Annotated in this window: 7 protein-coding genes and 1 pseudogene; 5 read left to right on the plus strand and 3 right to left on the minus strand. The window is 69.0% G+C overall.

Annotated elements, in window-relative coordinates; translation table 11 throughout:
• Positions 1-244: 244 nt before the first annotated feature.
• From B0E53_RS24545 to B0E53_RS37825, 4 genes and pseudogenes are all read left to right on the plus strand, one after another.
• The gene (locus tag B0E53_RS24545) at positions 245-2,929 is read left to right on the plus strand and encodes a LuxR family transcriptional regulator (protein WP_210406197.1); all 2,685 of its coding nucleotides are present in this window, start codon (positions 245-247) and stop codon (positions 2,927-2,929) included.
• A 703-nt stretch (positions 2,930-3,632) separates the two neighbouring features.
• Positions 3,633-3,836 carry a cold-shock protein gene (locus tag B0E53_RS24550; RefSeq protein ID WP_107078210.1) on the plus strand — a complete coding sequence of 68 codons (204 nt, stop codon included), beginning with the start codon at positions 3,633-3,635 and terminating at the stop codon, positions 3,834-3,836.
• A 119-nt stretch (positions 3,837-3,955) separates the two neighbouring features.
• A pseudogene (locus B0E53_RS24555) lies at positions 3,956-4,558 on the plus strand (50S ribosomal protein L11 methyltransferase); the annotation flags it as partial.
• A 391-nt stretch (positions 4,559-4,949) separates the two neighbouring features.
• Entirely contained in the window at positions 4,950-5,120 is a 171-nt protein-coding gene (locus B0E53_RS37825; protein WP_168215397.1) for a hypothetical protein, read from the plus strand.
• Positions 5,121-5,554: 434 nt separating this feature from the next.
• Here the strand turns inward: B0E53_RS37825 and B0E53_RS24565 are convergent, their stop codons facing one another.
• Positions 5,555-8,152 (minus strand): M36 family metallopeptidase, encoded by a 2,598-nt coding sequence (locus tag B0E53_RS24565; RefSeq protein ID WP_246835570.1) that lies wholly within the window; start codon positions 8,150-8,152, stop codon positions 5,555-5,557.
• A gap of 574 nt (positions 8,153-8,726) precedes the next feature.
• Between B0E53_RS24565 and B0E53_RS24570 the strand changes: the two genes are divergently transcribed.
• Positions 8,727-10,679, plus strand: coding sequence for a hypothetical protein (locus tag B0E53_RS24570; protein ID WP_246835571.1), 1,953 nt, complete (start codon positions 8,727-8,729; stop codon positions 10,677-10,679).
• A gap of 81 nt (positions 10,680-10,760) precedes the next feature.
• Here B0E53_RS24570 and B0E53_RS24575 read toward each other — a convergent pair whose 3' ends face one another.
• Both B0E53_RS24575 and B0E53_RS24580 read right to left on the minus strand, forming a co-directional pair.
• Positions 10,761-11,369 carry a DUF305 domain-containing protein gene (locus B0E53_RS24575; RefSeq protein WP_168215398.1) on the minus strand — a complete coding sequence of 203 codons (609 nt, stop codon included), beginning with the start codon at positions 11,367-11,369 and terminating at the stop codon, positions 10,761-10,763.
• A 245-nt stretch (positions 11,370-11,614) separates the two neighbouring features.
• Positions 11,615-13,159, minus strand: a complete 1,545-nt coding sequence (locus B0E53_RS24580; RefSeq protein WP_107078215.1) for a helicase-associated domain-containing protein — start codon at positions 13,157-13,159, stop codon at positions 11,615-11,617.
• Between the last annotated feature and the right edge of the window lie 76 nt (positions 13,160-13,235).

Raw genomic sequence — 13,235 nt, forward strand, 5'->3', positions numbered from 1 at the left:
CACGTGGAGCCGACCAGAAGACCCGCGTACGCGGGCAGGTGGCAGTGAAGCGTGAACCCGGCACCGCCACCGCGGGTCAGACCGGGACCGTCTCACCGCAAGGCGAGACTACCGATCGTGTGCTCACTAGAGTGCACTGAGAGGTAACGGCCACAGCATGCGGGCGAGCCGCCCGATCAGCTGCACGGCTCGGGGAAGGTCAAGGTGTGGCTTGTACGGTCCGGACGCAGGCCAGAGGTGGCCGTTGACCGGCCGCGTCGAAGAGCTCCGGTCGATCGACCAGGCGATCCGGCGGCCCGGCGGGGTGAAAGGCGTGGTGCTGGCCGGGGCGGCCGGGGTGGGCAAAACCCGGTTGGCTCGAGAAGCGCTGGCCAGGGCGGCCGAGCAGAGAGTGGCGACCCGATGGGTGGTCGCCACCGCGTCGGCGCGCGCCTTGCCGTTGGGCGCGTTCGCGGGACTGCTCACCACCGTCGGTGAGAACCCCGCCCAGCTACTGCGCCAGGGCGTCGACTCTGTGCTCGCTGGGGCAGGTGGCGGCGACGTCGTGGTGGGAGTGGATGACGCGCACCTCCTTGACGATCTGTCGGCGCTGCTGGTGCAGCAGCTGGCGCTGCACAAGGCGGTCACCCTGGTCGCCACGGTGCGCACCGGCGAGCCGGTCGCGGACGCGGTGAGCGCCCTGTGGAAGGACGGATATCTGACACGGCTGGATGTCCCGGCGTTGTCGGAGCCGGACACTGGGGCGTTGCTGAACGCGGTGCTGGGCGGCCAGGTGGACAGCGGCAGCGTGGCACGTATGTCGGCGCTGACCAGAGGTAACGCACTCTTCCTACGGCACCTGGTCAGCGGAGAGCTCGAAGCCGGCCGGCTGCGCGCGGTCGGCGGGGTGTGGCGCTGGTCGGGCGATGTCGCGCTCACCCCGGGGCTGGCGGAGCTGGTGGAGGCCCGGATGGGCCGGCTGTCCAAGCGGGTGCGGGACGTGGTGGACGTGCTCGCCCTCGGCGAGCCCCTGGACGCCGGCCTGTTGGTGCAGGTGACCGCTGCGGCAGCCGTGGAGGAGGCCGAGGCGCGCGGATTGGTGAGCGTGGAACGGGATGGCCAGGGGCTGCGGACCCGGCTGGCGCACCCGCTCTACGGCGAGGTACGGCGCGCGGGCATCGGCACGCTGCGGGGCCGCCGACTGCGTGGTCGGATCGCGACCGCGTTGGCCCGTACCGGCAGGGGAAGCTCGGACGACATGTTGCGCCGTGCCGTGCTCAGCCTCGACTCCGACCTCGAACCCGACCCAGCGCTGCTCACCGCGGCCGCCGGGTACGCCGTCCAGCTGTTCGACCTGCCGCTGGCCGAGCGGATCGGCCGGGCCGCGGTGGCGGCGGGCGGTGGTTTCCAGGCGCAGATGACCGTCGTCGCGGCCCTGAACGGGCTGTGCCGCTACTCGGAGGTCGAGGTCGAGTTGGCGGCGCTCGCGGCGCTGGCCGGCACCGACACCGAGCGGGTCCGGGCAACCGTGGCACAGGTTCATTACCTGATGTGGCTGGCTGAGCGGCCGGCGGAGGCCGCGGCCGTCCTTGACGCGGCCGAGGACCGGGTCCGCGAGGATCCCGCCCGGCTGCAACTGATCGCGGTACGGGCGTACCTGGAGGCCGGCCTGGGCCACCCGGCACGCGCAGCACAGGCCGGGGCCACGGCGCTCGCCTGGCCGGGGCTTCCCGACGAGTCGGTAACACTCGCGAGCTGCGGGCTCGTTGCCGCGCTCGCCGCACTGGGACGCGTCGATGAGCTCGGCCCGGCTGCCGCGAGCGGCCGGATAGCCGCTGCCCGATCGCCCGAGCTGGCGTTCCTGTGTGTCCCCATGGCCGGATGGCAGGTGCACGGGCTGCGCTTGGCTGGTTGCCTGCACGAGGCGCACGCTGTCGCACGGGAGTGTCGGGAGACGACCAAGGGTGTCGCGTTCGCCGTCGAGCTCACCAACATCCTCCTGGCCGAGGCGGAACTTGCCCGGGGTCAGGTGGCCACAGCTCTGCGGTTGCTGCGCGAAGCCCGTGCTGGCCTGGAAGGGGCCGGTAACGCCGCGGGGTTCCTGTATTTCTGCCTACTGTCGGCCACCCGGGGGTTGGCGGTTTCCGGTGACCGCGTCGCTGCCCGACGCTCCCTCGAAGAGTTGGAGGCACAGCAGCATCCTGCACTGCTGGTTCTGCAACCGGAGATGCTGCTGACCAGAGCGTGGGTTGCCGCCGCCGAGGGCGCGGTGAGCGAGGCGGTCGCCCTCGCGCAGGAGGCCGCCGAGGTCGCCGCGTCCCGGGGACAGCTCGCACACGAGGTCCTGGCCCTGCACACCGCGGTCTGCCTCGGTGACGGCTCGGTCGCCGACCGGCTCGCCGACCTGGCCACCCGCGTGGGCGGCCCCCGGGCGTCGGCCGCTGCGGCGCAGGCCGCCGCGCTCGCCGCCCACGACGGTGACGCTCTCCTCGCCGCCTCGGCCCACCTCGAACAACTCGGCGATCTGCTGGCCGCCGCCGACAGCGCCGCACAGGCGGCGGCCGCCTACACCCGGCACGACCAGACCAGCCCGGCCAAGGCTGCCGCCGCCCGCGCCCACCGGCTCGCGCAGCTGTGCGACGGCGCCCGCACTCCCGCGCTGGTCGCCGCGGCCCGGCCACTGCCGCTCACCACCCGGGAACGCGAGATCGTCACGATGGCGGCCCACGGCATGACCAACCGGGAGATCGCCGCTCGACTGGTGGTCTCCGTCAGGACCGTCGAGGGCCATCTCTACCGAGCCGCCGCCAAACTCGGCACCAGCAGCCGCGCCGAGCTCGCCACCCTGATCCACGACGACATGAGCCGTGAGTCCGGAGCGCATGGCTGGCGTGACGCGGCTGGCGGCGGCGGTACGCGCTGCTCACCGGCTGCCTTGCCCTCTGCGTAGCGGCGATGGCGGTAGTGATGACCGTCAACGGTGACCCGAACGCGTCCGGGGCCTGGTGGTCGGGTTCGGGCTCTTCGCCCCGGTGTTCCTGGCGCTGACCGCCGCGCTGTACCGGGTGTAGCCGTCGTTAGTGGTGAGGACGGGTGGGCACGGGAACGCCCTGCCGATCGGCGTCACCCTCGGCATCGAACGGGGTGCGCAGCCGAGTCATCGCAGCCGAACTCACGTCGACGGCAGGCGCGTGGTCGAAAGGCACATTTGCTTGCGGTGCTTCACGGAAGGGACTTGAGTCAGGCGTGGTCACATCAGTCAACAGTTCCTCCAAAGTTTGAGCGTCAACGCGCTACTCACCCGCTCACAGATGCAAGTCGGGGTGCAGAAGATGAGCGGGGCGGATCCGGCCGCTCGCCGGGGCAGCGCCGGACCCGTTTCGCTCGGCCGGCCCGCCCGATCCTAACCCCAAATGACCACGGTGTACGGCGTGGGTGACGCGTGCCGTGGCGCCAAACGCTGACAGCCAAGACACCGCGGGCGACGCGCCGTGCTAGCGTGAGCGGATTGCAAGCTTGGTTTGTCGCATACTTTGCCAGCGCCTGGTGGGTATCCAACCCGCGAGGCGCTTTTGTTTTACCGGCTCTTCCGGACGAGCGGCGGCGACAACCGGGGCCGTAAGTGGCCCTTTCAGTTACTCAGAGGAGAAGACATGGCATTCGGTACAGTCAAGTGGTTCAACGCGGACAAGGGTTTCGGCTTCATCACGCAGGATGACGGCGGCGCTGACGTCTTCGCCCACTTCTCGGCCATCTCGTCGAGCGGATTCCGCAGCTTGGACGAGAATCAGCGAGTCGAGTTTGACGTCGAGCAGGGCCAGAAGGGGCTTCAGGCCGCCAACATCCGTCTGGTCTGACGTTGACTCCGCGGAGCCGTGGCGGCGAGGCCTCGGCCGTCGCCACGGCGGCGGCTGAGACCACGGACCGGCGAATAATGGTTCGTTCCGACGCCACGGTGCCCGGCCTCGAACCGTTGGTGTTGTACGCGCTGTCCGCTCCCGAGTGGGTGACCGGGACAGCCAGCATCGATCGGCTCCGGCTGGCGCCGGTGCCGCTGGTGCCGGAGGTGCGACTGGTCATGGCCGAGGACGCGATCGTCCTCTGGGCCCGGCTCGAAGCCGAGGCGGGGCACGTCCTCCCGCCGCCGTTCTGGGCGTCGGCCTGGACCGGCGGGCAGGCTCTCGCGCGTTACATCCTGGATCACCCGGACACGGTGGCCGGCCGGCATGTCCTCGACGTCGCCTCCGGCTCCGGACTGGTCGCCATCGCCGCGGCGATGGCGGGCGCCGCCGGTGTCACCGCCAACGACATCGACCCGTACTCGATCGCGGCAATCAGTGCCAACGCCCACGCCAACGGCGTCGACCTGACCCTGTCGTCGAGCGACTTGCTTGACTGCGACGGTGACGGCGCGGATGTGGTGTTGACCGGTGACGCGCTCTACCACCCGTCGGTGGCGGCCCGGATGCTGCCGTTCCTTTCCCGTGTCGCGGCGAAGGGCGGTCGGGTCCTCGTCGGCGATCCGGACCGGGGCCACGTGCCCCATGACTGGCTGGAGCGGGTGGCGACCTACAAGGTGCCGGTGAGCAGCGCTCCGGAAGACGCGCAGCTTCACCTGACGAGCGTGCTCAAGCCACGACGCCGATCAGGTGGACGACCGGCGGGGCCGGGCCACGCGGCCGCGGCCGTGATGCACCGGGACAACTCTCCTGGCAGCGGTGTGCAAAAGGTTCACGGGCAGGCCCGTGGGTATGTTGTGGCTGGACGCCCCGAAGACCGATCGTGACAATCGGGTTTCGCGCGGCCGGCACTCTACCGCCGACGAAATAGACGCACCGCACTGACGTTCAGCATGTCTCCAGCCTGTGCTGCTCAGCAGGGCGTCCGGCCGACGGCTCGCCTCTGCGCGGCCGTTTGACGAGTCCGAGAGCATCCAGATTCATTGTGCGCGAAGAGAGCCGATACAGACGATGAAGATCGATAAGGGTAAGGTCCTTGAGGCCCTGCGCCACCGCGGCCAACACAGCCGGGCCGATTGGGTCGACCGAGAGTTGCCGGACCGCATCGACACCGCCCAGCACTCAGGCATACTCGCGACGCTCAATCTCAATCCGGCTGATTTCGCCGATCCGCCCTCGTGAGGCGAGATGACCTCGAGCGGTCAGCCTCTGGACTGCTGAAGCGGCTGCCGCGCTGACGGTCACCAACGCCAGGGGAGGCGTCCGCCGGGTCCTGCTGTCACCAGCGCCCTCCCGCTGCTGTCAGACGATGCCGTAGCTTCATCACGCAGCAGTTGAGCAGGGCGGGCGTCACCAGAGGAAGCTGGTGAACGGGGCCGGCACTGTCTCGTGCCGGCCCCGTTTGCGTGGCCGGCAGCCCCCACCGCCGGCCGAGGTGCCACCCCTGCATTGATCACCGAGTCAATCGACCGCCAGGTAACGGCCAGCCCATGTGAAACTGGGCATCAGTCGGCGAGAATCCGTATTGATGGTGGAGCCCTCATGTCCGGCCACGCCGAGCGTTCCGTGATCGGGGCGCTCCCTTCAGCCGCGGTTGGTGCCGGTGTACCGGTCAGTTAGTTGGTGAACTTGAAGTAGGCACGGTGCTGGAATCCGTTGTCGAGGGTGAGGACGAACTCGCGGCAGGTGCCGGCCCAGGCCTCGTCGGTCTTCCACGGGTAGTTGTACTGGCCGTTGGCGTTGACCGACATGTGCGACCCGCCAGGGTTGCGAGCAGCGACCGGGGTGGGCCGAGGAGTGATCGACCCGTCCGGGTTGACGGTCTTGAGGGTGTCGCAGTCGACCAGCCGGGAGTACGGCGAGCCACTGGCGAGGATGTTCAGGCCACGGTTGGTCTCGAGCTTGAACTTCATCGGCGCGGCGTCACCGGCGATGACGGTGTTGAGCGCGGGCTGCGCGGCCCGGCCGATGAAGTCCCCACGGCAGGACGGGTGGGTGTCGAACGCCTCGCTGTTGTCGTCACGGGCGGTCGTGCCCTGCACGGCGCTGTAGCCGACACCGCGGCGGGCGAACGAACCCCAGATGATGCAGGCGTTCTCACCACCGGTCAGGGCGGCATCCGAGGCGATGATCGCGTTGCGGGCGGTGACGAAGCCGGGGGCACAGCCCTGCATCTTCAGCCCGTCGATGACCAACTGCAGAGCCAGATTGTTGCCGCCGGTGTTCCACGGGTCGTAGACGTTCGGGTTGAAACCGTGCCGGTCGATCAGGTTCCAGGTCATGTCCCACAGCACGGAGGCCCAGCCGTGGCCGATGCCGTGCGGCGCGGCCAGGGAGGTGCCGTTCAGCCAGCCACCGGTCTTGATGCTGTCGTAGGTGAACGGCTGGATCTCCATGTTCCGCGAGTACGGTCGCGGCCGGATGCCGCCGCCGTGCCGGTCGTCCTGGAAGAGCACGTACGGTCCCATGCCGCGCTGGCCGTCGGCGGTGTCGAACTTCGGGTCGAGCAGCATGGTGAGCGCGACGAAGTCGCTCCAGCCCTCGCCCATCTGCTCGTTGCCGGTCAGGCAGTTGACCGTCGGGCCACCGGTCAGCCGGTTGGAGATGCCGTGGGTGTACTCGTGGATGATCACGCCGGCGTCGAAGTCACCGTCCCGGATGCCCGGGTGGTTCGGGTGCTTGCGCACCGAACCGGTGACATCGCCCGCGATGATGGCAGCCCTGATGGCGTTCCCGTCGGCCTGGGTCACGGCGACCGCCGGGATGGTGACCGGCGCGGTCGTCATTGATCCGGTCAGCACCGGCGCGCTGCCGCTGGCGTTGTGGGCGATCACCACCGCCTTGGCGCCGACGGACTGGGCGACCTGGGCCCGCTGAAGGTAGGTGCAGGCGGTGGTACCGCCGTCGACCACGCTGACCCAGGCGCTGGCCGGCAAGGTGCCGGGGTACGCCGCCGTGGTGCAGCCTGTGCCGGCGTACACGAACCGGTGACCGGGCAGGCCAGCCACCGAGGGCGCCGGAGAGAACCGCGACCAGGACGCGTCGAACGAGCCTACGCCGTCCACGACGACCTGGTTCGGGCTGCCGAACTGGGTGCCCGGCCAGAGGTACATCTGCATTCGCGGGGTGCCACCGTCGACCGCGGGGGTGGAGAAGTTCGCGTTGTTGGTGCCGCCACCGTCGGCCGCCTCGGCACGGACGTAGTCGCCGCCGTTTCCGCCGCGCCCGTAGTTGTTCGCCTGGAAGTTCCCCGACACCTCATCGAAGCCGTACTGGTAGGTGACGTCGTGGATGACGTTGTTCCAGTAGAAGAGGTTGGCGCTCGCGGCGTCCCGGTAGTTCTGCGCGTGCTCGTCCAGGTTGAGCGGGAAGTTGAAGGTAAGGTTCGCCCCGCCGTCCGGGCTGCTGCCGGAGTCGGCCGCGTTGTTGTTGTCCTGGTCCTGGTAGGCGTGGACGTTGTTGCCCTGGGTAGTGGTGTGCTCGGCGCCGGAGGCGCCGTTCGTGTCGTGCCAGCCGTGCGGCGAGGCGGTCCCGTCAGCCGGGTTGGTCACCAGGGTGCGCGGCCCGTCGTTCGGGCTCTCGGCCGGCCCGGCGAAGACCTGGTAGCTCGACCCATCCTGGACCGGGTTGCGTGAGCCGAAGGCGGCGCTGTTCAGCGTCGTCGATCGGTCTGGCGCGCTGCGGTCCAGGTTGCTCGCGACCTCTTTGACATCCTCGTGGGTGGTCCAGTCGTCGGCGTTGAGCAGCTTGCCGGTCTCGGCGTCGATTGTGGCGTTCCACAGGTGGGTGTCGGAGGAGTCGTCGATCACCAATTGCCAGGCCAGGCGGAGTCCGTCGTCGGTCTGTTGCCAGCCCAGTTTCGCTGGAATCGGCTGATCGGAGATGCCGCTGCCGGATACGACGGTGCGCTGGGCCGCGCCGCCGCTGCGGCTCATCACCCGCGGGTTCTCCGGATCGGCCAGGTCGAGAGCGTCTGCGGCCGCATGCACTGCGTCCACCGCATCCAGCGATGCATCGCCGGAAGCCTTGTTGTCCGACAGGCCGGAGAGCAGGGTGTCACCGACGAAGATGACACTGCCGTCACGGGCGATGTTGACCGTCGCGGTCGCGTCGAAGACCTCCAGGTTCTTGTACCGCTGCGCCAGGTTGACGTGCGTCACCCCGTTGTGGCGGTCGGTGTAGCTGGAGGCCACTGCCAGGTCCGACAGGTCCATGGCACGCACACCGTAGTCGGCCGGATGCGCCCGCAGGTAGCTGGCGGCGATCTCGTTCGGCGCACCCTCGTTGGGGCCGGTCAGGAAAATCGGGTTAGCCGGGCCAGCCTTTTCAGGATCAGCCCAAGCCGGATTCGTGGACAACGTGGTCATGGACGCGACAAGCGTTGTGGACAACAGCAACGCGGCGTTGCGTCGACCACGGGACAGACGCAGATGGGGCACCGCTGCTCCCTTCAGGGGGTGGACAGGACAGCAAGGAGGCCGATTCCCGACCGCCGTTGCGGCCCGCCACGCGGATTCGCAGCGCCCAAGCCGGAGGATTACGTTCAGTAGTCAGACCGGCGCGAGGTGAATGGTGCTGACGCTACGGTGCGGCTTGCAGACCGATCATCCGACGAGTGGCGGAATATTCGATCAACAGCTCCTACGCCTGTCGCGGCCCTCCGGCCGCTCCCGATGTGCAGCCTCCTGCACCAGCCAGGCCGATGCCCCCGCCTCGACAGAGCTACGGAAAGGAGGGGGACCGGAAGCGGTCGGTGGCGGTGAAGCGCCGGCCAAGTCCCGGTCAGCTTTGGGCCCAACCAGCGACGCCTCCAGCCGAGGCCGCGTATTCGGCTCACTTACACAAATGCATGCATATCCCGCGGACTCCTTGACCAATGACCGATCGACGGTACGGTCCTTACTCAACTCACACGGCGCGACGCCCCATCATCCGGACGTCGCGTCAGGTCCTTCGCTCGGAAGGCGGCAGATGAAACGTCAATTGGGTTCTAGGTCAGGTAGGGGGCGGCGAGCCCTCGGCCTGATGGCCGCAGGGTTGCTCCTGGTAGGCGTGCTGCCCGGGACGGCTTCGGCTGCGCCGCCCGATCCACGGATCGGGCTCGGTGCCGGCTGGCTCGACGCACAGTCCGCAATCAGCAATCTGGAGCACTTGGCGCACCGCGACAAGCCGGCGGGTTTCGTCGACCCGGCGAACCCCGGTAACGGCGCCTACTACGCCTCGGACCTCGCCTTTGGCGGCAAGTACGCGTTCCTGGGCAACTACAACGGGTTCAACATCGTCGACGTCTCCAAACCCGCCGACCCGGCGCTCGTCACCAGCGTCGTGTGCCCGGGTGGGCAGGGTGACCTGTCGGTCCACGGCAACCTCCTCTTCACGTCGGTAGAGGAGAGCCGCGGCCGGGTGGACTGCGGCACGAACCCCAACGTCGGCATCCGGTTCCAGGGCATCCGGGTCTTCGACATCCGCGACGTGCTCAACCCGGTGCAGGTCGCAGCCGTCCAGCTCTGCCGCGGCTCGCACACGCACACCGTGGTGACCGACCCGAACGACGCCAACAACATCTACGTCTACGTCTCGGGCACGACCTCGGTGCGGCCGGCGACGACGATGGAGGGCTGCAACAACAACCCGGCGACGGGCGAGAACCCGTCGAGGTGGCGGATCGACGTCATCAAGGTCCCGGTGGCGGCACCCGCACAGGCCGCCGTCGTGAACCAGCCAAGGCTCTTCGTTGACTCCGAAACGGGCCGGATCGACGGCCTGCAGAACGGGCCGCAGACGCCGCGACACCCGTCGGGCAGCACCTGGTCGCCCACGCCGAACACCAACGCCTGCCACGACATCACCGCGTACCCGGAGATCGGGCTGGCCGCCGGCGCCTGCCAAGGCAACGGCATCCTGATCGACATCTCGGACCCGGCGAACCCCCGCCGGATCGATGAGGTCTCCGACCCGAACTTCGCGTACTGGCACTCGGCGACCTTCAACAACGACGGCACCAAGGTGATCTTCACCGACGAGTGGGGCGGCGGTAGCGGTGCCCGCTGCCGTGACACCGACCAGCCGGAGTGGGGAGCCAACGCGATCTTCGACATCGTCGACCGGAAGATGCAGTTCGCCAGCTACTACAAGCTGCCGGTTCCCCAGACGCTGCAGGAGAACTGCGTCGCGCACAACGGATCGCTGATCCCGGTGCCTGGCCGCGACATCATGATGCAGGCCTGGTACCAGGGCGGCATCTCCGTGTTCGACTTCACCGACTCAGCCAACCCGCACGAGATCGCGTACTTCGACCGGGGACCGGTCAACGCGGACAGGCTCCTGCTCGGCGGATTCTGGTCGGCGTACTGGTACAACGGCAACCTCTACGGCAATGAGATCGCCCGCGGCCTCGACGTATTCAAGCTGACGCCCAGCCAGCACCTGTCGAAGGCGGAAATCCAGGCAGCCTCGCAGGTGCAGCTCGGCCAGTTCAACGCCCAGGGCCAGCCGAAGGTCACCTGGACGCCGAGCTTCGCGGTCGCGCGTGCGCACTACGACCAGCTCGTGCGCGCCAAGGCGATCGGTCACCCACTGGAGTCCCAGGTCGACAAGTTCCTGGAGCGGGCTGAGGAATTCGCGGCTGACGGCAAACGGTCCGCCGCGGTCGCGCAGTTGCAGGCGATCTCCAACAAGCTCGGCGCTCCCGAGCACCAGGCGCTGAAGCGGTCGATCCTGGACCTGGCGGAATCGCTCTGACCTGTCACTGACCGAAGGGCACCTCGACTCGCAACATCCGAGTCGAGGTGCCCTCCAGTTTTTGCGTCTCCCCCGCGGATGTCAGCCCATCCTGGCCAGCAGCCCCTGCATCCGCTGAATCTCGATGCTCTGGTCGGCGTTGACCTCACGGGCGAACTGGTCGGTGGCCGGCTCGAGGCCGCCACCCGTCGCGTAGAGATCCTCCACCATCGCCACCGCCCCCTGGTGGTGACGGATCATGAACGTGAGGAAGAGCCGGTCGAACTCCGCACCGCGCGCCTGCTTGAGCTGGTCGAACTGCTCGCCGGTGAGCATCCCGGGCATGAGCTTGTCGTGCCCGACATGACCCGTGTGCGGCCCCACGCTCGGCACGCCCCGCTCCTCAAGCCACCGCTGCATCCGCGTGATCTCGTCACGCTGCGACACCTCGATCCGTTTGGCGAGCAACGTCAGATCCGGGTTGGTGGTACGACCCTGCAGGAGCGCGGTCATCGCCAATGCCTGAGCATGATGGGGAACCATCCCCTCCATGAACAGGGTGTCGGCCGCGGTGAACCCGGGCGGCGGGAGCTGCGACACCTCGTTCCCGGACAGGGATCTGCCCGGTTGGCCCGGCGCGCCCGGCTGGACCACGCGCGAGCTCGGCGGACGGTACGGCGGATCGCTGTCGGGCCAGAGGGCGACGGCCACCCCCGAGCCGAGGACGACCGTGGCTACTACAGCCGAAATAGTCAGGCGACGAGACAGGGGCATCACTCACGTACCCATCCAGCTTGAGCTGCGCAGCAGTGAAGGCCATAGTGCCTCATGTCCGTCGCCGTCACCAGGCCTCCAACCGATGCATCGACACGGGCCGGCGGATGGCCGATTCGCCCGAATGGCCAATGCCGGTCGGGAAACGGCTCCCGACTGCTCAAGGTCGTCCGGTGGCAGGGTCAGCAGTTGCCGAGCAGAGTCCGCGCGACGTCGGCCGGGTCGCTCAGGCGTGGCAGGGGAAACATGTCGCCGCGGTCGGGCTCGGTGGGTGATGGATCGGCGCGGCGTCGTTGCGGGATCTCGATCGCCGGGCTGCCGTCGAGGCGGAGGCCGGCCGGGGCGTGGCCGGCGGCGCGCAGTGCGGCCAGGGTTTCGGCCTGCGATTTCGCGCTGGCGAGCACGGTCGGGGCAAGCCGGACCAGGTGCAGGGCCTGCAGCGAGCGGGTGTTGAGGATCTCGGTGAGCAGGGTTTCGTCGTCGCTGCACAGGCAGCAGCCGGCTGGGCGTACCTGAACGCGGCCGTATCGGCGGGCTACGTCGTTGATCAGGTAGGTGAGTGTCTGCGGCACCCGGCCGCCTTCGGCCACCTCCGTGATCCGGGCCAGCAGTTCCGCCGGGGCGCTTCCGGCATCGAGCGCGCCGCGGATGCTGGCCAGCGAGAAACGCCAGGTCCAGGCGCCACTGCGGGACTCTGGCGTGGCCGTGCTGTCCAGCAGCGCCAGCAGGTTGGCCGAGGGGATGCCGGTCACCACCGCGGTGAGGTCGTTCTGCAACAGGACCGTGCCACGGGGCTGGGGCAGCATGGCCTGAGCGTGCCGATGAGCCGCGTCGGCGTCACCGATCAGCAGGCTACGGCAGAAGCTGGTCACTGTTCCGTGGGCGAGCAGACCGAGCTGGTGGGCTTCCCGCCAGATGCCGGTGACGTATCGGTGCAGATCCTCGTCGGCCTGGTCGGTCAGGACGGGGCTCTGCCAGGCCAGCCGGTCGGCGAGCGGGCCGGGGTCGGTGGCGTGACCTTCGGGCAAGACGTCGGCGAGAGTGCGCAAGGTCAAGGCGCGCAAGCCCGTCAAAGTCATCTCCTCGCTCTCGTCCCAGTAGAGGACACGGGAGGAGACCGAGGTGGAGTCGGTCGGGGCGAGCGGGCACGCGGGCATCGTCAGCCAGGTGTCGACGATGTCCAGCAGCTGGTCCGCGGGTTCGGCGGCGGCGAACTCGTCGTAGGCCACCGACGGGGCCAGGCCGGTGTCCGAGGCCTCGGTGAGACCGCCCGCGGCAAGCAGTTCGATGGCCAGGCGGGTACGGTCCTCGTCCTGGCCGGACGACTTGGCGATCCGACGGAGCTCGCGTACGCCGAGACCGCCCGTCTTGAGCAGGGGCACCGGGCCGCCGCCCATGGTTCCGACAATCGCAGTGATTGCGGCGAGGGTCTCCGACGCGGCGGCTGCGGCCTCCCGTTCGGCGTCCTTTTGCTCGACTGGGGTGGTCGGCATGGCCGGCGGCTGCGGGTCGAACGCAGCGACGTAGCCCTCCCGCAGCGCGAGGGCGACCTCGCGGGGCATCTCCTCGACGCCCCACGCGGAGCCGACGACGAGACCACGCTCGGCGGCCCACGGCAGCGCCACCCCGGCCGAGCCGAACATCATCCCTCGCACATCGAAGCGCTGCGCCGGCCGCAAGGCGAGCGCGGCGAGCCGGGCACGAACGTCGGCCGGGGCCTGCGCCACTAAGGCGTGTTTCAGAAGTCGTGGTGGCCGGTGAAGGTCACGGCGTGGCGGTGATCGATAGCTGAAGAGGTCTCCG

Origin of the sequence: Micromonospora sp. MH33, assembly GCF_003013775.1 — a bacterium.
Classification (GTDB): domain Bacteria; phylum Actinomycetota; class Actinomycetes; order Mycobacteriales; family Micromonosporaceae; genus Micromonospora; species Micromonospora fulviviridis.

Excerpts from the sequence above, each read along its gene's own strand:
- B0E53_RS24565 (WP_246835570.1), bottom strand. The coding sequence starts at position 8,152 with ATGGACCTGTCGGACCTGGCAGTGGCCTCCAGCTACACCGACCGCCAC.
- B0E53_RS24550 (WP_107078210.1), top strand. The coding sequence starts at position 3,633 with ATGGCATTCGGTACAGTCAAGTGGTTCAACGCGGACAAGGGTTTCGGC.
- B0E53_RS37825 (WP_168215397.1), top strand. The coding sequence starts at position 4,950 with ATGAAGATCGATAAGGGTAAGGTCCTTGAGGCCCTGCGCCACCGCGGC.